This window comes from Paraburkholderia sp. RL17-347-BIC-D (genome assembly GCF_046027915.1).
GTDB lineage: Bacteria > Pseudomonadota > Gammaproteobacteria > Burkholderiales > Burkholderiaceae > Paraburkholderia.
This window is the reverse complement of sequence record NZ_JARESS010000001.1, coordinates 693,352-717,630: the sequence shown is the minus strand read 5'-3', so window position 1 is coordinate 717,630 and position 24,279 is coordinate 693,352. Positions and strand designations below refer to the sequence as shown.

The following is a 24,279-nucleotide window of genomic DNA, read 5'->3' as shown; positions in this document are numbered from 1 at the left end:
GACCGGCAGGACATTCTTTCTCACGGATCACCCGGAGTCAGATGTCAATGCCGAGTACCTGGTGGTGTCGACCACACTCGATATCCACAACGTGAGCGAGACGACGATATCGGGCAAGACACCAGGCGCGGGCCAGTTCCAGTGCGTGACCGACTTCGTGCTGCAGTCGCCTAACCGGTTCTTCAGGAACAGGCCGAAGAAGAAGCCCCGCTGTTACGCCGAGACAGCCGTGGTGGTCGGTCCCAAGGATCAGACGACCTGGGTCGATGCGTACGGTCGGGTCAAGATCTGCTACCTGTGGGACGTGGACAGGCCGAAGGACGAGAACGCGAGCTGCTGGGTGCGCGTGTCCTCGCCGTGGCAGGGCAATTCGTTCGGCTCGATCTACGTGCCCCGTATCGGGCAGGAAGTGACGATCAACTACCACGAAGGCGACCCTGACAAGCCCTATATTGCCGACCGGATGGCCAACCGGTTCAGGCAGCCACCGTGGTTACTGCCAGCCAACTACGCACTGAGCGGCACGCGGACGCAGGAACTCAAAGGGTTCCAGGCTAACCAGATCGTCGCAGACGACACGCCCGGCAAACTTCAGGTACAGGTCAGCAGCGACCATGCGCAGTCACGGCTGATTGTCGGCTACAACACGCGCATCGACGGCAACAAGGGGCGCAAGGAAGCGCGGGGCGAAGGCATCGAGATCGCCACTGATGCAAACGCCGTGATGCGCGCACCGGGTATTCTCATTACGACCGAAACGCGCGCGGGCGCAACGGCCCCCGTCAAGGACATGGGCGAGACGGTGCAGAGACTTACGGCAGCGCGTGAGCTACAGGAAAGCCTCCTGGAGCAGGCCCAGTATCACGAAGCGCAGCAGTCAGGAACCGATCAGTCTGAAATCACGAGCGCGCTGGAGGCCCAGAACGACGGCATCCGTGGTGGACCGAAGACCGACGACAATCTGTTCCCGGAACTTTCAGAGCCACAGCTTGTACTCGCAAGTGCCGCCAGCACTGCACTGACTGCGGGGAAAAGCACGCACATTGCCAGTAACGAGCATCTGGCATTGACCACCGGCCTGAGTGTCGGCATTGCAGCAGGCAAGTCACTTGTCGCTTCGATACGGGAGCGCTTCAGCGTTTTCGTTCAGCGCATGGGTATCACAATGGTTGCGGCGGCGGGAAAAATCTCGCTGGAGGCGAAAACCGACGGCATGAGTCTGCTCGCTCAGAAAATTGTTGAGATCATAAGCGAACAGGGTCCAATCAATCTTAAAACCCCGAATGAAATTACGTTAAATGCGGGCGGGACGCAATTGACACTGAATTCGAATGGAGCATTTATCTATACCGAGGGCCAATGTTTATTTCATTGTGCAGGGTTTGACATACCCGGACCGGTAGCTAAACCTCTTAATATGCCGAGCAAACCTCACGACGAGCAATTTACGTTTGTGAATAAGACGACAGGTAAGCCGCTGCCTAATGTCAAATACAGAATTGTGAGGGAGTCAGGTGAAATTGTCGATGGCATTACAGACGTCACGGGCAAGACCATGCGGGTAGCAACAAACGGTGCGGAAAAATTAACCGTTCATCTGGTCCATGGAGGTTGATTTATGAGTGATATTCAGTCGCCGACAGCTAATCCCGCGTCTGAGGGGGCGCCTGCCGCTGCTCCAGTTGCCGCACCTTCGACTGCTGTCGGCTACGGTGTTTCGAATCCGCATCCCATGTCTAATGTGACTGTACCTGTGGCCGACGCCGTGTTGCGCTGGGAGGTTCAAAACAATCTGCATGGTGACGTCTTACCAATTATTCCGTCTGCGTCTACTGTCCTGCATGGAAATATTCTCTATCAATTGAAGATAAAGATAATCGTGCGGCAGACATCGGACGGAACGCCAATCGCAGGAAAGGGCGTGTCAATTAAGAGCAATCGTAGCGGCGATGTCATCAGGCTAAGTTCATCATCTACGGGTCCCGATGGCACGATAATGATCACGCTTGAAAGTAGGAATTCTGGCGAACTTCGGCTGTCTGTGGACAATCCAGATATTTCTGCGCAGCCGCTTTCGATTACTTTAAAGAACGCATGGTACGAAGGAACGTTTTTGATCACTGGCTATAACGTCTGCAATGAATCGGATTTTGGTGGCGAGATGACCGACGGGAACGGGTTGGGCGACCAGCACAGATATGACTTTCTTTTCAGTGCATCCGGAGTCGTCATGCAAGGCACAGGAATGGCTTTAAACGGTCGCTACGTACGATTTGTTAGCATGACTACTACGTGGCATTTGAACAGCCATGGACATCGCGACCATATCCAGGATCCGGCGCAAGTCACCTTTGCATACACGAATACAGTTCAAGGTTCGTTTGGGCCGGTGACGGAAAACCATTCAATAGCGGTCGATAGGAACGTAATTCCTCCGCGCGCACACGTCAATATTGATGGCGTTGGGGATCGATATGCAGACGATCGTGGAAGCGCCATCGTTGGCCGCCATGTCGATAATTTTTTGGGTGCTGGCGCTAGTGTTGTGCAAGCGTGGCTGCATGGTGGGGTTAATGGAACTCAGCGTCGCGTCAAATATATAAAGGACTAGCGCATGAAAAGGTCAAAATTATTTTGGGCAATATTTTTGTCGTTGACTTCCTATGGATCAAGTTGCTTCGCGGATGGAACAGTTGACTTTGAAAAACAGGTTTTGCCGTTGATTAAACAGCGACCCTTCTTTGCACAATTTTTGTTGCAAACATTTCAGTTTGAGAAAGATGCGACTGGAGTAACGATTGGAGCCGATGTAAATCCAAAGTTGGCGTTGGCGCGAATTGGACCATACCAAGTATGTGCAAGGCTCCGTAGCGCGCCTGGTAGCGATTCCTGCTCGATCCAGGTGGTGATAGACACCGATGCGCACTTCTTCGACGAAAACGGAAAGGAAGTTGACGGGCCGGGAGGAGCACAAACTGTTAAAGAGGATTTCTATGCAATTGAAGTGAATCCGCCGCCGAACCAATCGCAAGTGAGTACCTCAGAGTTCATTGATCGAGGAGGCAAAGATGATCGACCTCATCCGACTAAGTGACACCACCGACCACGGCGGCGAAGTTATCACCGCCTCCGACACCATGCGGTACGGCGGACGGCGCGTGGCTCGCAAGGGCGATCTCGTCGAGTGCCCGCTGCACCCCGAGGTCCGGCCTAACGTGATCCTCGAAGGCGACAGGAAAATCATGGATCGCAGTACGCCCGTCGCGCGTCAGGGGCATCTTGCTACGTGCGGTTGCCGTCTGATTTCCAGTCTGGCATGAGTGATGACGAATACAAGGCTAAAGGGAGATGACAGGTGAAGGCTGGAGACCAACGCTCCAGGAGTCTGCGCGAGCGGCGCGAGAGAGAAGCCGTTGATGCGCACTATGAACGGATTGCAGTTGCGCGCGGGATACTGCCACCGCGGTCCCGTTTGCTGTTCTTTTTCAAACCTCGCGCATATGTGTTGCTGCTGGAAGACGAACCGGGGGTGTTTGATGTGGCGCGGATCGCGGTCGAGGGATGGGAAGGCAAGTTGGCTCTATGTTTCATGTCGCCGCTTGATGCGCTCATCGAAGGGGCGCGCATAAGGAAGCCTGGTTTGCGTTACGACATTGCATGGGCCGCAGCCATCGGCGCACAATCCTTTGCGCACGGCCGACGGGTCTGCGGCTGCGGCTCTGCATGTGTCGTGGATGGGCGAGGCGAACCGGCTCTTGCTGACGCAGGAGGGAGAGCCGGTTCACATTTGCAAGGTGCTTGAAATGGATTCGGCCGCAGAGGCACGTAAGCCCGGGGAGTTTGGGGTGGATGCGGATACGCATCGCGATGTTGAACACGCTGTATGACGGGGCGGGCCTTTACGCGTGGCAGGAAGCAAACAGCGCGGTTAATTCCTGGATTTGGCCCGGTGCAGATCGCGCCGAAAAATTGAACTTGCAGTTCGAAGAGTGGAAACGATGCGCACGAATATGCGGGCTCGCGGGACCGGGCTACGCCATGACCATTTGAACCACGCCCTGTTCGATCCAGAGTTTGAACAGTGGCATTTCGTCCCGCTTTCGGGCCCGCCCTCTGACGATTCGTGGGGCGTACCAGGAATGAGCGAGCCAGGTTGATCTCAGCGACTTGTAAATTCGGTACAACGCTAGTGTGCCGCGCCGCGTTGCGATCGAATCAGTCTGCCGGTCCCCGAAAAGGGCCACGCGTGCGCAGGCGGGTTTTATCCCTTTGACCGCCTGCGGGCCTGAATTTCAGTGGACCGGCACCCCGGAATACTTCGTTTACCTGAATGATTGGAAAGACCGAAGGTGATCCTTGCGACGCTTGCCTTCACTGATCGCGCCGCGCTTCTTTGATGAAACGGCCCGTCACCTGAGTTTCGACCGGGCCGCTGCCGCGCTATGCGTGACCCAGGGCGCGGTCAGCCGGCAGATCAGGATGCTTGAGGATTCCCTTGGGGTCCGGCTGTTTGAGCGCGACCATGCGGGTATCCGCCTGACCGCAGCCGGCGCGCAGTTGCGGCCCTGTCTCGCCGAGGCTTTCGACATGATCGAGCGGGGATGCCGGCACATTGCCAGCGAAGCCGGACACCGCTGCCTGATTGTCTCGATGCCTCCGGCCTTTGCGACAAAAGTTTTCGCCGCAAGTCGCGGCGCTCGCGCTGGCGCTACCCGATGTCAAGCTATCGATCCGCACCGAGCCCACCGACGACTGTCACTGCGCCATCCGGTTTGGACGCGAGGCGTTACAGGGCGTGCATTCGGAATTGCTGATGATCGAGCGCCACGCGCTTGTTGGCGCACGTCACCTGACGGGTGAGCCGGTCGGCGCGCCACTTGACCGGTTGCCCGCGCTGCACGTGCTGCATGAAAACGCGCGCCTCAGTCTCTGGCCGGACTGGCTGGCAATGGCCGGTATGCCCGCGCATTACGCGGAAAACGGGATCGAGTTCTCCATGCTCAAGCAGGCGATACGTGCCGCGCGCAAAGGCGTAGGACTCGCAATCGTGGATCGCAACATGATCGGCGAGGAACTGGCTGACGGCCGTCTCGCGCGGATTTCGGAGGTGGAGGTAATCGGGCCGTTCGGTTACTGGCTCGATATTGCGCCCCGTGACGGGGCGCTGGAGCATGTGCAGGCGTTTGCGGAATAGATGCGGGGTGAAACAGATTGGAGCGGCACAATGGTATCAGCTCACGTTGCTTGATCTGGAATGCGAACAGTGCCACTTTGTCCCGAAACGTATTGACGGCGGCTCCCTACCGTGGCTGCGCGAGGGACCCGCTTAAGAATTAGCGGTGTGAAGGCGCTTTCTTTGCGGCGGCAAAGAAAGTAGGTGCCGCCCCGCACAGGGGCAACGCTAATAGACCACTATGATTTCAAGGAAAGGCCAAAACCCAAAATCAATCCGCCAACCTCTTATCCGCCAAAGCACTCTGACAATCCGCAATAACCTGCCTCACAAGCCTTGCTTGAGGATCGAGCTCATCAGTATCAAGAATCTCCTCAACCGCATCTCTCGCCCAATCCGCTTCGACAAACTGCGCATGCCGCCGCGCAATCTCCACCGCGGTAGCGGTCAACTTGGCGATCGTGAGCCAATCAGCCTCGCGCGCCCGCCGGTCGAGCCACTTATGCGCGGCCTGCACATGAAACGCCGCGTCCGGCCAGTCCTCATTCAGGTAATAGGCGCCAAGACTCCCGCATGTGAGCCAGCACAACAGCTCCAAACGGTCTCGTGGACTCAGATGATGGCGTACATCACTCATGGCGACGCTCGCTGCTGAAAATTGCGTTCCGGTGAGAACGGCGAGTCGCCGTTCCCCACTTTCATTGAACAATATCACGCAGAATTCAAGCAGGGCAATTCCTGAGTACCCTGGCGCGCGCCGGCGCCACAGCCGGCACGGCCACCCGCTCGCGGGCCGCCGCCGCTAGCGGGTGGCGACGATGAACAGCCGCGGAAACGGCAGCAGCACCGTGCCGTCGGCGAGCGCCGGATAAGCCGCGGCGATCGCGTCCCGGTAACGCTGCAAGAAAGCGGCTTGTCCGGCGTCGTCGAGCTCGGCGAGGAACGGCCGCAGCGCGCTGCCCTTGAACCATTCGACCACCGCGTCCGCGCCGCCCGCGAGCGGGTGGTGGTAGACGGTGCGCCACACGTCGACCCGCGCGCACAGCGGTTCGAGCAACGCGTAGTACCAGCCGGCGCCATAGCGCATGGTGCGCTCGACGCCCTTGAGCTGGTGGGCCCAAGGGCCGTCAGCAGCGATTTCGCGCAGCAGACGGTGCGCGGGTTCGTCCAGATTGTCCGGCATCTGCACGGCGAGGCTGCCGCCCGGCGCGAGCTTCGTCACGAGCGACGGAAACAGCCGCTCGTGGTCGGGTACCCATTGCAGCACCGCATTGGCGAGGATCAGGTCGTACGGTCCCGGCGCGTCCCACGTGGAAATGTCGCTCACGTCGAACTGCAATTGCGGCAGACGCTTGCGGGCCGCCTCGATCATGTCGGGCGAACTGTCCATGCCGCTGACCGCCGCGCCCGGCAGGCGCGCGGCGAGCGCCTCGGTCGAGTTGCCGGGTCCGCAGCCGATGTCCACCGCGCTCTTCACCTCCGTCGGCGGCACAGCCGCCAGCAGATCTCTGACCGGGCGTGTGCGCTCGTTTTCGAACAACACGTACTGCTTCGCGTGCCAATCCTTCTTCGACGTCATCTGATGCTCCTTGTGTCCGTGGTGGCCGGATCGGTGGCCGGCGATTGCGTCTCTTCGGCGGTTCGAACCGATCCAATCCGCTCATTCTCAGCGCCCACAAGGGCGGAGTAAAATGAATTTATCATTCCGATTACTTCATTTTTCTAATGAAAATCGACACGCTCGGCGTTCAGGCGTTCGTCGCCATTGCGGATCGCGGCAGCTTCCAGAGCGCCGCCGATTCATTGCATGTCACGCAAACGGCCATCACGCAGCGTCTGCGCAAGCTCGAAACCTACCTCGGCGTCACACTGATCGAGCGGACCACACGCTCCACGGCGCTCACCGAAATCGGGCGCAGTTTTCTGCCGCAAGCGCGCCGCTTGCTCGGTGAACTGGCCGACGCGCTGGTCGAAATCCGCGAGACCGGTGTGGCGCGTCGCGGCGATGTGTCGATCGCCTGCGTGCCGACGGTGGGCGTGCAATATTTGCCGCGCATTCTGCAGGCGTATTCGGCGCGGTATCCGCATAACCGCATCAGGATTCTCGATCACGCGTCGTCAGCGGTGGAGGCGGCGGTTTTGCGCCGGGAGGTCGAGTTCGGCATCAATATCGCGCGCGAGCATCATCCGGATCTGGCCAGCGTGCCGCTCACGGAGGACCGCTACGTTCTGATCTGCCACGAGCATCATCCGCTGGCGAAGCGGCGCCGCATCGCCTGGCAGCAGCTGCAGGCTTATCCGCTGATCTTTGCGGGCGAGGTGAGCGGCAACCGCGCGTTACTGGACGTCGCGCTGGAAACGAGCGAACTGGCGCTGCGCTCCTTTTACGAGGTGCAGCGCAGTTCGACGGCAGTCGGGCTGGTCGCGCAGGGCGTGGGCGCGGCCGTGGTGCCGGCGCTCGCGCTTCAGAAGGGCGCGTATCCGACGGTGCGCACCGTCGAGCTCACGCATCCCGCCGTGTCGCGCACGCTCGTTCTCGTGGCGCGCAAGACCGCGCAGTTGTCGCCGGCGGCGCAGGCGCTTTACGACATGATTCTCGAGCAGGCGACGCTAAAAGGCTGAGCGCGGCTGCGTAACGCCGGTGCTTCAAGCTGGAACGTCTTCAGGCTCGGCAAGCGTAAATATGTTGTCGCTTAGCCCAGGTCGCGTTCAGTCACCGTCGCACGGTGCAGAGTGAGCATCTTGGGCAATGCGCCCGCACACACATCGCTGCAAGACTCGGAAGATTGCGCCCGATCACCCATCGCATGCCTACAAGCACTGCGCCCGCAAGCACGTCGCAGCATGATTCAGGTCACGCTCGATCGCCCGCCGCACGCCGGCAGCGTCGCGCGCTCTGGCAGCGCTCAACAGATCGTCGTGCGCATCATTGAGCGAATCGGCAAATAGCGCCTCGCCGAACAGCAAATTCGAAATCGGCCCGACCTGCAGCCACACGGTTTCGATCAACTCCAGCAGCAGCGGCGAGCCGGCCGCCCGGTACAGAATCAGATGGAATGCCTCGTTGGCGTCGAGATAACCTTTAGTGTCGGCACTGCGCAACGCCTGCGCCATCTGCACATTCAGTTTTTCCAGCGTGCCGAGGTCGTGCGCCGTGAGATGCGGCACGCCGAGTTCGGCGGCCTGGCCTTCGAGAATCAGGCGCACGCGCAGCACATCGTCGAACTGCTGTTTCGACAGATGCGGCACCGTCACGCCGCAATTGGGCACGTTGACGAGCGCCGATTCGGCCGCGAGGCGCTGCAAGGCGGAGCGCACCGGCATTTCGCCCACGCCGAGTTCGGCGGCGACGTGGCGGATCTTGATGCGCTCGCCGGGCACGAAGCGTCCGATCGTTAGCCACTGCCGCAGCGTGTCGTAGGTCTGGTCCTGCAGCGTGTGATGGCGCGAAGTTTTCATAATGCTCGATGCAAAACCCCTTCAAAAAGGGTGCAAAAAAAGTCGACGCGACTTTAGGTCAGTTCGCCAAGACAGGCGTCGAACGCGGCGACCAGCTTGTCCACGTCTTCTATCGACGTTTCCGGGCAGACCAGGATCATGTTGTGAAACGGCGTGATCAACACGCCACGGTTCAGCAAATAAAGGTGCAAGACGTGTTCCAGTTCGGGATCGAGCTGGCGTCCGGCTTCGCTGCCGTTGCGCGGCGGCGTCGGCATGAACTGGAATTCGTTGCGGGCGCCGACACGCGTCACGCACCACGCAAGTCCGTGCCGCCCAATCGCGTCCCGCAGTCCGCTCTCGATGCGCTCCGCCAGCGCGAACATATGCTCGTATGCCGCCTCGGTCATAACCTCGGCGAGCGTGGCGCGGATCGCGCTCATGGCCAGCATGTTCGCGGTGAGCGTCGTGCCGATGCCGGAGTGTCCCGGCGGCGCACCGCGCTTGGCCTGCTGGGCACGCGCGGCGAATTCGGCGCTAAAGCCATATACAGCGCACGGAAAGCCGCCACCGACCGGTTTGCCGAGCACGAACAGATCGGGTTCGAGCCCGTGCGCCTTCGTATAACCGCCGGGGCCGCAACTGATCGTGTGCGTTTCGTCGATGGCGAGCAGCGTGCCGAAGCGGCGCATCAGCGCTTGCGCCTCGCGCCAGTAGTCCGCCTCGGGCAGCACCATGCCGATGTTGGTCAGCGCGGGTTCGGCGAGCACGCAGGCCACGTCGCCATCTTTTAGCGCGTTTTCCAAGGCGGCCAGGTCGTTGAATTCGATTACGCGCGTGCTGCCGAGCAGGTCGTGCACCTGGCCGATCAAACTGTCGCGCTGTTGCGGCTTGCCGTCGACCAGATCGACGAAGACGTCGTCCACGGTGCCGTGATAGCAGCCGTTGAAAATCACGATCTGCTTGCGCCCGGTCGCCGCGCGCGCCCAGCGCAGCACGAAGCGGTTGGCGTCGCTCGCGGTCATCGCGAACTGCCAGTACGGCAGCCCGAAACGGCGCGCGAGTTCTTCGCCGACCCAGGCGGCGTCTTCGCCCGGCAACATGGTCGTCAAACCGCGTTGCGCCTGCGCGGCGAGCGCTCGTGCGACGGGCGCCGGCGAATGGCCGAACATCGCGCCGGTGTCGCCGAGGCAGAAGTCCGCATAGCGGTGACCGTCCACATCGGTGAACGCGGCGCCGCGCGCCTCTTCGACGTAAAGCGAGAAGGGTGTCGACCAGTCGTTCATCCAGTGCAGCGGCACGCCGAACAGCAGGTGACGCGCCGCGCGTTCGGACAACGCGCGCGACTTCGGCATGGCCTCGACGAACGCGCGGCGTTCGCGTTCGACGAGCGCTTGCGCGCGCGCCCAGTTGATGCCGTGACGGGTATTCAATTGCAATTGCACGCTCTCCAATCAGGTTGTCGGCTGCGGTCCACGCTCAGACGAGCAGTTGCAGATGCTCGCGTTCCCACGCGGTAATGCCTTGCGAGAAGGTCTCGAATTCCTTTTCCTTCACCGCGCAATACGCCTGCACGAAGCTGTCGCCGAGCACCTCGGCGAGTTCGCCGCATTTCGATAGCGCCTTGAGCGCGTCTTCGAGACCGCGCGGCAATTCGTATTCGAGGTCGTAGGCGCTTTCGATCATCGGCGTCGACGCTTCCTGCTGCTCCACCATGCCGAGATAACCGCAGGCGAGGGTGGCCGCCATGGCGAGATACGGGTTCACGTCGACGCCCGGCACGCGGTTTTCGAGCCGCCGGCCGTCCGGCCCGGAGTTCGGCACGCGGATTCCGCAGGTGCGGTTGTCGTAACCCCAGCGCACGTTGATCGGCGCGGCGGTGAAGCGCGACAGGCGCCGGTAGGAGTTCACGTACGGCGCGAACATGGGCATGGCTTGCGGCATGTACTTCTGCAAGCCGCCGATATAGTTGAAAAACAGCGGGCCGGCCGAGCCGTCCGGCAGCGAAAAAATGTTCTGGCCACTTTCCCGATCGACGATGCTTTGATGAATATGCATCGCGCTGCCCGGTTCGTGCTCCATCGGCTTGGCCATGAAGGTGGCGAAAATGCCGTGACGGAAGGCCGTTTCGCGCACCGCGCGTTTGAACAGGAACACGCGGTCGGCGAGATCGAGCGCGTCGCCGTGCGAAAAATTGATCTCCATCTGCCCGGCGCCGACCTCATGCACGAGCGTCTCGACGCCGAGCTGCGTCATCTCGCAGAAACGCGACAGGTCCTGGAAGAACGGATCGAATTCGTTGACCGCGTCTATCGAAAACGACTGGCGGCCGGCTTCGTGGCGCCCCGCGCGGCCGAGCGGCGGGCGCAGCGGTTCATGCGGATTCTTGTTCTGCGCGATCAGGTAGAACTCCATCTCCGGCGCGACCACCGGGCGCCAGCCGCGCTCTTCGTAAAGCTGCAGCACGCGGCGCAATACCGCGCGCGGCGAGATGCCGATCGGTTTGCCGTCCAGCCCGACGCAGTCGTGAATCACCACGGCCACCTGTTCGATGGCCCACGGCACGAGGCGCACCGTGTTCGGATCGGGAATGCAGACCATGTCGGGATCGCTCGGCCCGACAAAGCGCTCGAAATTCGCGAATTCGCCGTTGACGGTGATCATCAGCAGCGCATTCGACATATGCATCTTGCCTTCCGAGAGAAACAGGTTCTTCGGCACGATCTTGCCGCGCGCGACGCCGGTCATGTCCGGTATCACGCACTCCACTTCATGGATCCGGTGATGTTCGAGGAATTCGCGCAAGCCGCCGTGTAGGTCGCTTTGCAAGGTTGACTCCAGTCGGTTGATGACAGCGGCGCGAGGCGCTTTCGACAACGGAGCGCGATGAGCCGCCTGTTCGGAAAAGCTGGATTTTTTGCATTGTGGGATTTGATCAAATCATGCCACGAATTCAGCCTTTGTGAAATGGGATGAAACCCGTGCGCGCGCGCCCGGTTCCACCGTTCCCTGGGTTGCTTTGCCGCAGGCTTTATGCGACGCGGTGTCACTCTCGCGGCGTCGAGGTATGCGGAACAATCGATCGCATGGCACCTTTTCACGCAGCAGCCGGGCACGAAGTCGAATCGCATCGCGGGGCAGTTCCCGGTGACCGCGGGCTTGCCGCTGAGCACGAAATATATCCAGTCCGAGCAATCCGTGGTCGGCAAGGGCTATAGCGAGTTCGTGGTCAACAACATTGCTGAACACGGCGAGAAGGACAAGCTGGTCGACGTTCTTTCGCTTGGCCCGATCAACAAGCCGGCGCGCAGCGCCGAACGGATCGATGGGGATCCGGTGAAACATCAATGGAAGTCGGCGTGGACCGACGCTACCGCGGTGCCGATCAGCATGACGCCGACAATGAGCGGGCACATCCAACATCGTGATGATCAACGGCTACCATGAGAAGGACGGCTGGGAGATGTCCGGCCTCGACTGGAACACCGGCAAGGTCGTGCATCGCGCGATTTTCGGCTCGTCCAACCGGGGTAACGGTGGCTACGCGCAGCCGCAACTTCTCCCGAACGGCTACTTGTTGTGCAACAGCATCGGCGGCCCGATTCGGGTTCGCAATCAGTAAGCGGTCGAGTTAGCCGAGGCGCCGCTTTTCACCGTGCCCCTCACGCGCCCATGGCGGCGCATGAGGGGCGTTGCTTCAAGCGAAGTCTGTGGAGCGCGACAGTGGTTCCCACTGTTCGATCTCCTCGTTCAACGCCGCCAGCTTCGTCTTCACCAGGTCGAGCGCATCGTTGCCGAGCAGCAGATGCACCGGCGGATTCTTTGCCGCAACGATTTCCAGCAGCGCCTGCGCCGCTTTGCGCGGATCACCCGCCTGCTTGCCGCTCTTTGCTTCGCGCGCCTCGCGGATCGGGTCGAACAAGGTGTCGTAGTCGGCGACGCTGCGGCTTGCCCGGACCATCGAGCGGCCCGCCCAATCCGTACGGAACGAGCCGGGCGCAACGGCCGTGACCTTGATGCCGAAACCCGCCACTTCTTTCGCCAGCGCGTCGGTGATGCCTTCGAGCGCGAACTTGCTGCCGCAGTAGTACGCAATACCGGGCATCGTGATGAAGCCGCCCATCGACGTGACGTTGATGATGTGGCCGGACCGGCGCTCGCGCATGGCGGGCAGCACGGCCTTGATCATCGCGACCGCGCCGAACACGTTGACGTCAAATTGACGGCGCAGATCGTCGAGCGGCGATTCCTCCAGCGTGCCTTCGTGTCCGTAGCCGGCGTTGTTGACGAGGACGCCGATCGGGCCGACCGTTTGCGTGATCGCGGCGACAGCAGGCGCGATCGCCTCGAAATCCGTGACGTCGAGCACGACGGCATGCGCCCGTTCGGCCGCCAACGCCGTGAACGCATCGCGCGCCGCTTCATTGCGCACCGTGCCGACGACGGTATGGCCCGCGTCGAGTGCCGCCTGTGCGAATGCGCGGCCAAAACCGGAACTGACGCCGGTGATCAGAAACGTTTTGCTCATGGTGATCCACTCCTTTGTTTTGTCCGTCATCACATAGCGCTTTCGGGCGAAAACGCGTGGCATCGACGGAAACCAGCATAGGACTGAATGGTAGGAGCGGCAGGGCTGGGCGCAAATGCCGGTTCGTCTGCGGTGATTGCCTAATTCTATGAGCGGATGGATTTTCCGGCGCAGCGATGGCAAAGTGCAATCTGCTTAGCCATGTCGACGGGGCCCGCAGTGAAGCACAAACACCACGATCCGAGCGCGCGTCAACGCATGGTGGCCTTGCTCGAAAATCTCGCGCCGCTGGAAGGCTACAACCTCACCGCGCTGCCCGACGTGCGCTTTCTGCGCTCGAACCGGCCGCTCAGCCGCACACCGGTGCTGTACGACCCCGGCGTGGTGATCGTGTGCCAGGGGCGCAAGCGGGGCTTTCTCGGCGAGACGGTCTATGTGTACGACGCGCAGCACTACCTGGCCGTCTCGGTGCCGGTGCCGTTCTCCATGGAAACCGAAGCAAGCGAGGCGGAGCCCTTGCTCGCCATCTATTTCCGCCTCGACTTCAAGCTGGCCGCCGATCTGATGCTGCAACTCGACGAGCGGGAGGCCGGCGTGCCGGCCGAGCCGCGCGGCATGATGTCGACGCCGCTCGACGCGAAGCTGAGCGCTTCCGTATTGCGCTTTCTTGAGGCAATGAGCGTGCCGCTCGAGGCCGAGTTGCTCGGCCCGGCACTGGTGCGCGAAATCTACTTCCACGTGCTGACCGGCGAGCAGGGCGGATCGATGCGCGCCGCGCTGACCGCGCAAGGCCAGTTCGCCCGAATCGCCAAGGTGATCCGCAAGATTCACGCATGCTATCGCGAGCCGCTCGACATCGAGCAACTCGCGCTGGAAGCGAACATGAGCGTGCCGAGCTTCCACTCGCATTTCAAGGCCGTGACGCGCACCTCGCCGATGCAATATCTGAAGTCGACGCGGCTTCATCAGGCGCGCCTGCTGATGGTGAGAAACGAGGTGACGGCGGCGCTCGCGTGTGTGCAGGTGGGGTATGAAAGCGCCTCGCAATTCAGCCGCGAATTCAAGCGCCTGTTCGGTCGCAGTCCGGTCGAGGAGGCCGACCGGATGCGCAAATCCTTTGCCGTGCCACCGCCCGCGCCGGGGTCGATCTTCGTCGCGTCGCACTGAACGGCGCTGGCCCGGTGCGCATGGCGCAAACTGTGCCTGTCCGTTTCATCGAGCCGTCGATACGCTTTGAACCCATGCTACAGATACTCGGCAAGACCTCATCCATCAACGTCCGCAAAGTGTTGTGGACGTGCGCGGAGCTCGCGCTTCCATTCGAACAGGAAGACTGGGGCGCCGGTTTTCGCGCGACCAACGTGCCGGAATTTCTCGCGCTGAATCCCAACGCAATGGTCCCCGTCATCAAGGACGGCGAGTTCGTGTTGTGGGAGTCGAATTCGATCATCCGCTACCTGGCGGGCCGCTATCACGGCGAGTCGTTATATCCCGTCGAACCTGGCGAGCGCGCCCGCTGCGATCAGTGGATCGACTGGCAGGCGAGTGAATTGAACCGTTCATGGAGCTACGCGTTTCTGGCGCTGGTCCGGCATTCGCCGGCCCACCAGGATCCGCAGCAGATCGAACTGTCGTGCGCGAACTGGGCGAGGCATATGGCCATGATCGAAGACCAGTTGCGGAAAACCGGCGCGTTCATCGCGGGGGACGCATTTTCGCTCGCGGACATTCCGATCGCGCTGTCCATCAACCGCTGGCTGGAAACGCCGTTGCAGCACGGCGAATTGCCCGCGGTCGCGGCGTATATGGCGCGTCTCTCCACGCGCGAAGCCTACCGAACCTATTGCCGCAACGGCACGCCATGACGCGTTCGCGCGAACGCGCGACGCTTACAAGAATCCGTATGCGATGTTTACGGATTCCTGCTCATGCAAGCGCTTCTGCGCGGTACGCCCCGACTCACCTACAATGGCCGCTTTTGCGACACCGATTGAAGGTTCCATGATGCGGGTATCGAAAGTTGCGCTGGCGTTTGTGGCCGCGTGTTTCACTCTGAATGCGAGCGCCGAGATGACGGCCGCCCAGTATAAGAAATGGGCGCATGCCGATAACAACTCGGTCTTCGCCGCGTACATTACCGGCACGATCAACGCGTTCGGCTGGGCCAACGGCGAGCTGGTATCGAAGAAGAAGCCGCCGCTCTTCTGCCCGCCACAAAATCTCGCCATTGGCAACCAGAACGTCTATCCGCTGCTCGACGAGTTCTTCAACAATCACCCGGGCATTTCGGACGACTTTCCGATCGGCCTGGCGATTCTTCGTTCGCTCCAGGCCGCGTTTCCCTGCTGAAGTGGATCGTGACGGCGCGGCCGACGCGGCTCAGGCCGCCGTCAGCGCGTCGCGGTCGTAGTTCTTCGCGTAGGCGTTCTCCACGCCCGGCAGAATCTCCACGATGTCGAAGTAGCGGTCCCAGAACGGGTGGTCGAAGCCTTGCGCGAGACGCCGAATAAAATTCGATGTCGTAAAAGCGCATGCTGACTTCGTCGGCGTGACGCTTGAGGATCGGCTCGACGTGTTCGGCCAGCAGACGGAAGCGTTCGTCGACGGAAAAGCCGAGCCATTCGGGCGTCGTTTTGACGAGCATGAATACGGTCAGTACGGGGGCTTTGGCAGATGAAGTCATGAGGCTCGAGTCCTGTTGAATGTCGAAGGGCTAATGGGGTTTTCGCGAAAACAGGATTAGAATACGAGCGAATACTCACATTTGAAACTTGCATTCCGGACATGGCCAGATCAGCTTCCACGCAGCGTCTGAAGCCCCGTAAAGCGCCGCTTCAGCGGCGTTCGGCGCAAACCGTCGAGACCGTGCTCGAAGCGGCGGCTCGCATTCTGGAGACACGCGGACTCGACGGCTACACCACCAACGCGGTCGCGGAGCGGGCCGGCGTCAGCATCGGCTCGCTTTATCAATACTTTCCGAATCGCGACGCGTTGACCGTTGCGTTGATCGAGCGCGAAACCGCGCAACTGGTGGTGGACGTCGAGGCGGCGTCGTTACTGGGTAACTCGCGTGACAGCGTGCAGGCGATGGTGCGCGCGTCCGTCGCGCATCAGATGCGCAGGCCGGTGCTGGCGCGCATCATCGATGCCGAGGAGCGCCGCTTGCCGGTCGACGAGCGCAATCAACGCATCGCCGACACCATTCATACGGCGCTGGTCAGCGCGCTGACGGAAAAGGCGCAGGTGCCGGAACTCGACGATGTGGATCTGGTCGCGCGCGATCTGCTGGCGATCGTGCGCGGCATGGTCGACCAGGCGGGTGAGCGCGACGAGCGTGACGCGGCCGCGCTGGAAGTGCGTGTGATGCGCGCGGTGGACGGCTACGTGGCGCAGTCGAGGAGGGTGGACGGCGACGCGATTTAGCGGCGCAAGAGGCAGAAGCGGGGCCACCCAAGGCCCCGCGCTTCATCAGACCTGCACGAGCTTCGGAATCTGCACGTCCGGATTGACGTCCGCTTCATAATCCACGCCCGCGATTTCGAAGCCGAACAGACGCAGGAAATCGGTCTTGTAGCCGCTGAAATCAGTGAGTTCGTAGATATTGTCGTTGGTCACCTGAGTCCAGAGTTCCTGCACGCGGTTCTGCACCTCGGGATCGAGCTCCTTGTAGTCCGCGCGCAGACGTCCTTCGTCGTCGAGATGCGGCGCCGCGCCGTACATGCTGTCCTTGTACAGGCCGTAGACCTGTTCGATACAGCCTTCGTGCGTGCCTTTCTCCTTCATGACCTTGAAGAGCAGCGACAGATACAGCGGCATCATTGGGATCGCGGAGCTGGCCTGGGTGACGACCGCCTTGAGCACGGAGACGCGCGCGTCGCCGCCCTTGGCCGCCAGCTTCTCGCGAATGCCCAGCACCTTCTGGTCGAGATCCTTCTTGGCCGCGCCGATCGAGCCGTTCCAGTAGATGTCGTGAGTGATCTTCTCGCCAAGGTAGGTGAACGCGGTGGTCTTCGCGCCGTCCGCGAGCACGCCGGCTTCGAGCAGGGCGTCGATCCACATCTGCCAGTCTTCGCCGCCCATCACCGCGACGGTGTCGTCGATTTCTTGCTGGGTGGCGGGTTCGAGCACGGTCTCCTTGATGACTTCCTTGTCCGTGTCGATGCCGCGCAGATTCACGGCACGGCCGACCGGCTTGAGCATCGAGCTGAACACTTCACCGCTTTTCGGATGCGTGCGCTTGGGCGCGGCGAGGCTGTAGACGACCAGATCGACCTGACCCAGATCGCGCTTGATGACTTCGATGGTGCGCTGCTTGACTGCGTCGGAGAAGGCGTCGCCGTTGATGCTGGTCGCGTACAGGCCTTTTTCCGTGGCGAATTTCTCGAAGGCGGCGGTGTTGTACCAGCCGGCCGTGCCCGCCTTGGTTTCACTGCCGGCGCGCTCGAAGAACACGCCGAGCGTGGCGGCGTCCGAGCCGAACGCCGCGCTGATGCGGGCGGCAAGGCCGTAGCCCGTGGATGCGCCGATCACGAGCACCTTCTTCGGGCCGTTGGCGATGGGGCCGCGTGCCTTGACGTAGTCGATCTGTTCGCGGACGTTGGCCTCGCAGCCGGTCGGATGGGTGGAAACGCAGATGAAGCCACGCACGCGCGGTTTGATGATCATGAAGCACCTCTTGTCGGAATTGGCGACATTATAGTGGGCCGCGATTGTTGCGGGCGCGCCGCGGCGGTTTGGCGGATTGCGAGGCGCTTGCAGCGCGTTCGCGGCAAAAAATCGGCCGCTGCCGCGCATCTTGGTAGGATTGCGCCTTTCCAAGCCGACGGTAAGCTAGTGTGAAGCGCTTCATCCCCTCATTTCTGGCGGCCCTTGAAAAAGGGCTGACTCTCGCGAACCCGCTCGTCGCGCAGGCCCTGTGGCACTTGCGCCATCCTACGCGCCGCGGCGTGCTGAAGGCTTGCGCGGCGCTTCCGCTGCTGTTCGTGCTGTATGTGCTGATCCTGATTCCGTTCACACCGAGCATCGGCGATATCCGCAAGGCCAAGATCGAGCAGCCGGCGCAGATTCTTTCCGCGGACGGCAAGCTGCTGGCCGAATTCAAGCCTTCCAACCGCGAGTGGGTCAAGCTCAAGGACATCTCGCCCAACGTGGTGAATGCGCTGATCGCCACCGAAGATCACCGCTTCTACGAGCATTGGGGCCTCGACTGGCGGCGTACGGCGTCGGCCGCGCTGCATACGTTTTCCGGCGACCGGCAGGGCGGCTCGACCATTACCCAGCAGCTCGCCCGCAATCTGTATCCCGACGAGATCGGCCGCGCGCCGACGCTCACGCGCAAGCTCAAGGAAGCGATCACGGCCTTCAAGATCGAGGCGCTCTACACCAAGGACGAGATTCTCGAAACCTACCTGAATACGGTGCCGTTCCTCTACAACGCCTACGGCATCGAGATGGCCGCGCGCACCTATTTCGACAAATCGGCTTCCGATCTGACTGTGCTGGAAAGCGCCACGCTCACCGGCATGCTCAAGGGCAACAGCTACTACAACCCGGTGCTCAATCCCGAACGCGCGTTGCAGCGGCGCAATACCGTGCTCGGGCAGATGGTCAAGTACGGCAAGTTGACGCCGGCGGCCTACGCGACTTTGAGCCGCCGGTCGCTGCGGATCGATTTCGAGCGCCAGACCGAGCCGCCCGGAGCCGCGCCGCATTTCGCGCAGCAATTGCGCAAGTGGCTGGCGTCGTGGGCGGATCGCAACGACTACAACATGTACGCCGACGGCCTGGTGGTGCGCACCACCATCGATTCGCGTCTGCAGACGATGGCGACCCAGGCCGTGACGTTGCAGGGCAATCAGTTGCAAGGCATCGCCAATTCCGCGTGGGGCACCCGCGCGGGCTGCTCGAACGGCAAGGATCTTCTGCAGACCTTCCTGCGCGAAACACCCGACTACCGCGCCGCGAAAGACGCCGGCCTGAGCGATGACGACGCGCTCAAGCGCGTCTCGTCCGACCGCGATCTGGTCAAGTCGGTTTGCGAATCCAAAACGCGCGTGCAGGCGGACTTTCTCGCAATGGACCCGCGCAACGGCCAGATCCGGGCGTGGGTGGGCAGTCGCGACTTCAGCCAGGACCCGTTCGACCACGTGCAGCAGGCACGGCGCCAGCCGGGCTCGACCTTCAAGCCGTTCGTCTACGCGGCGGCCTTCGAGTCGGGTGCGAAACCCGCCGACACCTTCGTCGACAAGCCCGTGGAGATTCCGCTGGCAGGCGGCGAAGTCTGGCGTCCCAGCGACGAGGACGAGCCGAGCGAGCGCAAGATCAGCCTGCGCGACGGCCTCGCGTATTCGCGCAACCGGATCACGGCGCAACTGATGGAGACGGTCGGCCCGAACAAGGTCGCGCGCCTCGCTCGCGCGATGGGCGTGCGCGATAGCGAACTGGACCCGGTGCCGTCGCTCGCGCTCGGCACGAGCCCAGTCACGCTGAAGGAAATGGTCTCGGCCTACGGCACGATCGCCAACCTCGGCGGCTATGTGGAGCCGGTGATGGTGACGCGCATCGAGAACCGCAAAGGCGAAGTGCTGGCCGAGTTCGCGCCGGCGCCGTCCAAACAGGAACTGTCCGCCGACGCCGACCGCGTGCTGATCGACGTCATGCGCGACGTGGTGAACCGCGGCACGGGCTCGAGCATTCGCAGCCGCTTCGGCGTGCGTGGCGATGTCGCGGGCAAGACCGGCACGACGCAGGGCAACGCGGACGGCTGGTTCATTCTGATTCATCCGCAGCTCGTGGCGGGCGCGTGGGTCGGGTTCAACGACAGCCGCGTGACCTTGCGCAGCGACTATTGGGGCCAAGGGGCGCACAGCGCGCTGCCCATCGTGGGCGATTTCTTCCAGCGCGCGCAGCGTTCGAGGCTGGTGGACAGCCGCGTCAAATTCGCGACCGACCAGGAACCGGGCTGGTTCGCCGAACGCTCGGAGCGCTTGCGCGGCTGGTTCCAGAACCTCTTCGCGAAGTCGCCGGCGAAGCAGGAGGCGCCGGTTGTGCCGCGCAGCGCGACGCGTCGTGCGCCGGCTGCTACGCCGGTCGAGCCGTCAGTTGCGCCGTCGGCGTCGGCTGCGGTGGCGGAGCCGCGAACCTTGCCGCAACCGCCGATGCTGCCGGCGCCGGGTTCCGCGCCGGTGGCGGCGAGCGGGGCGGTCGACGGTGAAGCGCGCGGCGGCGGTGAGCCGGCCTTGGCGCCGACGCCCACGCCGGACGATGTGGTGCCGCCGGATGCCGGCAGTCCGGCTAACGCGCTGCCGGAAACGCCGACGGGCGGACGCGGCTCGCCGTGAGCGGTGTGGTCTGGCCGCGCTGCGCGGTTGAGCCGGGTCGGCGCTTTTCGCAGGCGCGGCTGAGCTCGTGCGGCGCTTTTCCATCGACGCGGCTGAGTTCGTGCGGCGCTTTCGCCAGCGCGACAAGACTCGCGGCGCTTTCCGCAGGCGTGGCTGCGCTCGTGCGGTTTCTTTCCATAAGCACGGCTCAACTCGCGCGGCATTTTCCACAAATGCGTCTGAGCGACGCATCTCTTTCCAGAGGCACGGATGCGCGCGCCGCGCTTTCCCACGGATGCGGCGGTCCACGCAATCCGCATTAGCCGCGGCACCAGGCCCCTACGACCTCACCGCCTCGCTCCCGCTCGCCACGTCAGGGTCCGAAAAACCCGCTCCCGCTTCGAGCGAAGCATCGTGATGCAGCAATAGCACGGCCGCGACTCCAACCAGACCGGCGCCCGACAGACACAGCAGACCGGCGCCGAAACCGCCGGTGCTGTCCTTGATCCAGCCCATCGCGTACGGTCCGAAGAAGCCCGCCAGATTGCCGAGCGAGTTGACCGCGGCAATACCGCCCGCCGCCGCCGCGCCTGACAGGAACGCGGCTGGCAAGGTCCAGATCACCGGCAGGCAGCCGAAGATGCCGAACCCGGCGATCGACAGCGCGATCATCTTCTGCACCGGATTGTCGAGCCCGGCCGCCGCCGCGATGCCGGCCGCCGCCACCAGTAGTGCAATCGCCACATGCCGTTTGCGTTCGAGCTTGCGGTCCGAGTGACGTCCCCAGAACACCATGCTGATCACGCCGACGATATACGGCAGCGACGTCACGAAGCCCGTCTGCAGATTGGTGAGCCCGAACGATTTGACGATCTGCGGCAGAAAGAAACTCAGTCCGTAGTTGGTTGCGTTCGCACCGAAGTAGATCAATGCGACGGCAAGCACGCGCGGATTGAAAAGTGCTTCTTTCACGCTGAAAGCATGCACCGCTTCGCGATGCGCGCGCTCCTGCTTCTGGCGCGCGACCAGCCAGCCGCGTTCCTCGGCGGCGAGCCAGGTGGCGTCGGCGGGCTTGTCGGTGAGGTAGTAGAGCACGACGAACGCGAGCACCAGCGCGGGCGCGGCTTCGATCAGATAGACCCATTGCCAGCCGGCCAGTCCGCCGAAGCCGTCCATCGACAGCAAGGCGCCGGAGATCGGGCCGCCGATCACGGTGGACAGCGGAATCGCCGCCATGAAATAGCCGACCACCCGACCGCGATACGCCGCCGGAAACCACAGCGTGAGCAGGAAGATGATGCCGGGAAAGAAGCCCGCCTCGGCCACGCCGAGCAGAATGCGCAGTCCGTAAAACACGTGCGCGGCGGAGAGTCCCGTGAAGCGCGCAATATCTGGGATATACGCCATCGCGCCCGCGAGAATGCCCCACGTGAACATGATCCGCGCGATCCAGCGGCGCGCGCCGAATTTCTCCAGCAGCAGATTGGAGGGGACTTCAAAGAAAAAATAGGCGATGAAGAAAATCCCGGCGCCAAAACCGAAAGCACTCGCGGACAGGCCGAGCGCCTTGTTCATCTGCAGTGCAGCAAAGCCGACGTTGACGCGGTCGAGATAGGCAATGAAATAACACAGGATCAGGAACGGCACGAGCCGAACCGTTACGCGTTTCATAGTGCGTGCTTCGAGCTCCATCGATGTCTCCTCCGGTTCAGCGTCCGGCTGGTTTAAATGGTGTTGTTACAGACTAGACGCTGAAATCCGATTCCGGAAGATTTTTGCGCTGTCGGCGATGCGAGCGATGCTGCGTGCTCAGGTCCACGGAACGTGAACCTTGTCCAGGTTGCGGTCGAGCTGATAAGCCGCGCTGATCAGCGCGAGATGCGTGAGGGCCTGCGGAAAATTGCCGAGCGCCTCGCCGCTGGTGGCCACTTCCTCGGAAAACAGGCCGACGTGATTCGCATACGCGAGCATCTTCTCGAACACGAGGCGGCCTTCATCGACGCGTCCGGCCCGCGCCAGCGCTTCCGCATACCAGAACGAACAGGCGCTGAAGCCGCCTTCGATGCCGGGCAGTCCGTCGAGTTTCGTGCCGCGCGTGTAGCGGAAGATCAGCGGGTCCACTTTCAGTTCGCTGCCGATCGCGTCGAGTGTGCCGAGCCAGCGCGGATCGGTTGGGCCGATGAAGCGCACGAGCGGCATCATCAGCGTGGATGCATCGAGCCGCTGCGAATCCGGCGTCTGCACGAACGCGTTCAGTTCCTCGTTCCAGAAGTGCTCGTGGATATCGGCGTGGATCGCGTCGCGCGTGTCGAACCAGCGCTTGAGCGGCGCGGGCAGCGAACGCTTGTCCGCGAGACGCAGCGCGCGGTCGACGGTGACCCAGCACATCAGCCGCGAATGGAGCAGGGGCCGCAGGCCGTTGCGGAACTCCCAGATGCCGTGGTCCGGTTCGCGCCAGTGCTCGACCACATAGTCGACGGTGCGCGTGACGTCGTGCCAGCCGTCGTGCGAGATCGCGGCGCCGTACTTGTTGTACAGATAGATCGCGTCGAGCAGCGCGCCGTACACGTCGAGCTGGATCTGATCGCGCGCGGCGTTGCCGATGAGCGGCACGCCCGCCACGCCGTTTTCGTTCGACAGCGCCGTGATTTCGGTTTCTTCAGGCGGCACCTTGCCGTCGACGGCGTACATGACGCTCAGCGAGCCGTCCGAGTCGCAATGACGGCTGCGCCCGGCAATCCACGTCATGAAATGCCGCGCTTCGCCGGTATAGCCGAGGCGCAGCAGCGCGTACACGGAGAACGCGGCGTCGCGAATCCAGGTGAAGCGGTAGTCCCAGCGGCGCGAACCGTCGAGCGCTTCGGCGAGGCCGAAAGTCGGCGCGGCGACGATCGCGCCATGCTCGCTGGAACTGAGCAGCTTCAAGGTCAACGCCGAGCGCATCACGACTTCGCGGTAGCGGCCGCGATACGTGGATTGCGCTGACCAGCTTCTCCAGAAGCGGATCGTATCGGTCAGCGCCGCTTCGCAATTGAACGACTTTTCGCGCAAGCCTTCGGCATCGCCGAAAGCGAAGCCGGCCGACTCGCCATTGCGCAGTTCGAATTCGGCGTGCGCCGCGCCGTCGTCGAGCGTGAGCGGCAGGGTGCTGTTCAGGCGCAATTGCATGCCGCCTTCAATGCCAGCGTCTGCGGCGGCGTGGAATTCCACCGCGCCTTCCTTATCGATGTGAGCCGTGTGCGCGCCGCGCGCATAGTCGAAGCGCGGCTCGCAATGCATCCTGAACGCCATGCGCCCATGCACGACCCGCACGACGCGGATCACGCAGTTGGGCAGCGGCGCGTCGGCGCTGGCGCCGCTGCCGTCCTCGGGCACCGGCATGAAGTCCATCAGTTCGCACACGCCTTCGGGCGTCATGAAACGCGTCAGCAAAACGTTGGTGTCGGGCAGATACATCTGCTTGACGTTGGCGGTGTCGAACGTCGGTTCGATCGAGAAAGCGCCGCCGCGCGACGGCTCGAGCAGTCCGGCGAAAATGGCCGGCGAGTCGATACGCGGAAAGCACATGAAGTCGATCGAGCCGCGCAGCGAGACGAGCGCTGTGGTTTTCATGTTGCCGATCATGCCGCGCGCGTCGGTCGGCAGTGCCGGTCTCGGTGGGATAGGTCGGTGATCGGGCATGTCTGCACACTCCGTGAAGCGAGCCGCGATGCGCTCACACGAAACCCTTTAGCAACGACTGTGCCGCGCCGTTCGCGCGGGCCGTACGGCGCATGAAGAACGCCGCCGAATGTTAAGATGCGGGCGGAATTCATGGAGCT

Annotated in this window: 23 protein-coding genes and 2 pseudogenes; 14 read left to right on the top strand and 11 right to left on the bottom strand. The window is 62.3% G+C overall.

The annotated features are described in order from the left end of the window. The 6 genes and pseudogenes from P0D96_RS03355 to P0D96_RS03330 form a co-directional block, all read left to right on the top strand. A partial coding sequence (locus P0D96_RS03355) for a DUF2345 domain-containing protein (RefSeq protein ID WP_408311632.1) occupies positions 1-1,615 on the top strand: 1,615 nt, incomplete at its 5' end. 3 nt (positions 1,616-1,618) lie between these two features. After that, a complete protein-coding gene (locus P0D96_RS03350; protein WP_408311630.1) occupies positions 1,619-2,611 on the top strand; it encodes a 3D domain-containing protein in 993 nt (330 codons plus the stop codon). 3 nt (positions 2,612-2,614) lie between these two features. Next, a complete protein-coding gene (locus P0D96_RS03345; protein WP_408291358.1) occupies positions 2,615-3,094 on the top strand; it encodes a hypothetical protein in 480 nt (159 codons plus the stop codon). Then, a complete protein-coding gene (locus tag P0D96_RS03340) occupies positions 3,069-3,320 on the top strand; it encodes a PAAR domain-containing protein (RefSeq protein ID WP_408291356.1) in 252 nt (83 codons plus the stop codon). Before P0D96_RS03345 ends, P0D96_RS03340 begins: the two co-directional genes overlap by 26 nt. A gap of 35 nt (positions 3,321-3,355) precedes the next feature. Next, a complete protein-coding gene (locus P0D96_RS03335; protein WP_408291354.1) occupies positions 3,356-3,802 on the top strand; it encodes a hypothetical protein in 447 nt (148 codons plus the stop codon). A gap of 554 nt (positions 3,803-4,356) precedes the next feature. Beyond that, positions 4,357-5,194: pseudogene (locus P0D96_RS03330) on the top strand (LysR family transcriptional regulator). Positions 5,195-5,444: 250 nt separating this feature from the next. Here P0D96_RS03330 and P0D96_RS03325 read toward each other — a convergent pair. Next, entirely contained in the window at positions 5,445-5,810 is a 366-nt protein-coding gene (locus P0D96_RS03325) for a hypothetical protein (RefSeq protein WP_310811900.1), read from the bottom strand. Positions 5,811-5,975: 165 nt separating this feature from the next. Then, positions 5,976-6,752, bottom strand: a complete 777-nt coding sequence (tam, locus tag P0D96_RS03320; protein ID WP_408176902.1) for a trans-aconitate 2-methyltransferase — start codon at positions 6,750-6,752, stop codon at positions 5,976-5,978. A 146-nt stretch (positions 6,753-6,898) separates the two neighbouring features. Here tam and P0D96_RS03315 point away from each other — a divergent pair, with 146 nt between their 5' ends. Continuing rightward, a complete protein-coding gene (locus tag P0D96_RS03315) occupies positions 6,899-7,795 on the top strand; it encodes a LysR family transcriptional regulator (RefSeq protein WP_408311627.1) in 897 nt (298 codons plus the stop codon). A 189-nt stretch (positions 7,796-7,984) separates the two neighbouring features. On the opposite strand, the gene P0D96_RS03310 is transcribed toward P0D96_RS03315, so the two are convergent. From P0D96_RS03310 to P0D96_RS03300, 3 genes are read right to left on the bottom strand one after another with little or no spacing between them, the layout of a single operon-like run. Continuing rightward, complete coding sequence (locus P0D96_RS03310) at positions 7,985-8,632, bottom strand: GntR family transcriptional regulator (RefSeq protein ID WP_132374610.1); 648 nt, start codon at positions 8,630-8,632, stop codon at positions 7,985-7,987. Positions 8,633-8,685: 53 nt separating this feature from the next. Then, the gene (locus P0D96_RS03305; RefSeq protein ID WP_408311700.1) at positions 8,686-10,044 is read right to left on the bottom strand and encodes an aspartate aminotransferase family protein; all 1,359 of its coding nucleotides are present in this window, start codon (positions 10,042-10,044) and stop codon (positions 8,686-8,688) included. A 46-nt stretch (positions 10,045-10,090) separates the two neighbouring features. Beyond that, positions 10,091-11,440, bottom strand: a complete 1,350-nt coding sequence (locus P0D96_RS03300) for a glutamine synthetase family protein (RefSeq protein WP_408311624.1) — start codon at positions 11,438-11,440, stop codon at positions 10,091-10,093. 204 nt (positions 11,441-11,644) lie between these two features. Here P0D96_RS03300 and P0D96_RS03295 point away from each other — a divergent pair, with 204 nt between their 5' ends. Together P0D96_RS03295 and P0D96_RS03290 are read left to right on the top strand one after the other, a co-directional pair. Beyond that, positions 11,645-12,058, top strand: a complete 414-nt coding sequence (locus tag P0D96_RS03295; RefSeq protein ID WP_408311621.1) for a hypothetical protein — start codon at positions 11,645-11,647, stop codon at positions 12,056-12,058. Further along, positions 12,039-12,233, top strand: coding sequence for a hypothetical protein (locus P0D96_RS03290; RefSeq protein ID WP_408176896.1), 195 nt, complete (start codon positions 12,039-12,041; stop codon positions 12,231-12,233). Before P0D96_RS03295 ends, P0D96_RS03290 begins: the two co-directional genes overlap by 20 nt. Positions 12,234-12,308: 75 nt before the next feature. Here the strand turns inward: P0D96_RS03290 and P0D96_RS03285 are convergent, their stop codons facing one another. Next, positions 12,309-13,139 (bottom strand): oxidoreductase, encoded by an 831-nt coding sequence (locus P0D96_RS03285; protein WP_408311618.1) that lies wholly within the window; start codon positions 13,137-13,139, stop codon positions 12,309-12,311. A gap of 219 nt (positions 13,140-13,358) precedes the next feature. Between P0D96_RS03285 and P0D96_RS03280 the strand changes: the two genes are divergently transcribed. From P0D96_RS03280 to P0D96_RS03270, 3 genes are all read left to right on the top strand, one after another. Next, positions 13,359-14,306 (top strand): AraC family transcriptional regulator, encoded by a 948-nt coding sequence (locus tag P0D96_RS03280; RefSeq protein WP_408291340.1) that lies wholly within the window; start codon positions 13,359-13,361, stop codon positions 14,304-14,306. Between the two features lie 74 nt (positions 14,307-14,380). Next, complete coding sequence (locus P0D96_RS03275) at positions 14,381-15,004, top strand: glutathione S-transferase family protein (RefSeq protein ID WP_408311615.1); 624 nt, start codon at positions 14,381-14,383, stop codon at positions 15,002-15,004. Positions 15,005-15,107: 103 nt separating this feature from the next. After that, complete coding sequence (locus tag P0D96_RS03270) at positions 15,108-15,488, top strand: hypothetical protein (protein ID WP_408311612.1); 381 nt, start codon at positions 15,108-15,110, stop codon at positions 15,486-15,488. A gap of 30 nt (positions 15,489-15,518) precedes the next feature. Here the strand turns inward: P0D96_RS03270 and P0D96_RS03265 are convergent, their stop codons facing one another. Both P0D96_RS03265 and P0D96_RS03260 read right to left on the bottom strand, forming a co-directional pair. Beyond that, a complete protein-coding gene (locus P0D96_RS03265; RefSeq protein WP_408311697.1) occupies positions 15,519-15,647 on the bottom strand; it encodes a darcynin family protein in 129 nt (42 codons plus the stop codon). A 1-nt stretch (position 15,648) separates the two neighbouring features. Continuing rightward, positions 15,649-15,822 (bottom strand): annotated as a pseudogene (locus tag P0D96_RS03260) (darcynin family protein); the annotation flags it as partial. Between the two features lie 101 nt (positions 15,823-15,923). Between P0D96_RS03260 and P0D96_RS03255 the strand changes: the two are divergent. Then, positions 15,924-16,562, top strand: coding sequence for a TetR/AcrR family transcriptional regulator (locus P0D96_RS03255; RefSeq protein ID WP_408311610.1), 639 nt, complete (start codon positions 15,924-15,926; stop codon positions 16,560-16,562). A 45-nt stretch (positions 16,563-16,607) separates the two neighbouring features. Here the strand turns inward: P0D96_RS03255 and fabV are convergent, their stop codons facing one another. Further along, positions 16,608-17,804 carry an enoyl-ACP reductase FabV gene (fabV, locus tag P0D96_RS03250; protein WP_408311607.1) on the bottom strand — a complete coding sequence of 399 codons (1,197 nt, stop codon included), beginning with the start codon at positions 17,802-17,804 and terminating at the stop codon, positions 16,608-16,610. 170 nt (positions 17,805-17,974) lie between these two features. Between fabV and P0D96_RS03245 the strand changes: the two genes are divergently transcribed. Continuing rightward, positions 17,975-20,479: a penicillin-binding protein 1A gene (locus tag P0D96_RS03245; protein ID WP_408311604.1), complete on the top strand. Its 2,505-nt coding sequence runs from the start codon at positions 17,975-17,977 to the stop codon at positions 20,477-20,479. 318 nt (positions 20,480-20,797) lie between these two features. Here the strand turns inward: P0D96_RS03245 and P0D96_RS03240 are convergent, their stop codons facing one another. Then, complete coding sequence (locus P0D96_RS03240; protein ID WP_132374600.1) at positions 20,798-22,150, bottom strand: MFS transporter; 1,353 nt, start codon at positions 22,148-22,150, stop codon at positions 20,798-20,800. Positions 22,151-22,267: 117 nt separating this feature from the next. Beyond that, positions 22,268-24,139 (bottom strand): glycoside hydrolase family 15 protein, encoded by a 1,872-nt coding sequence (locus tag P0D96_RS03235; protein ID WP_408311601.1) that lies wholly within the window; start codon positions 24,137-24,139, stop codon positions 22,268-22,270. Between the last annotated feature and the right edge of the window lie 140 nt (positions 24,140-24,279).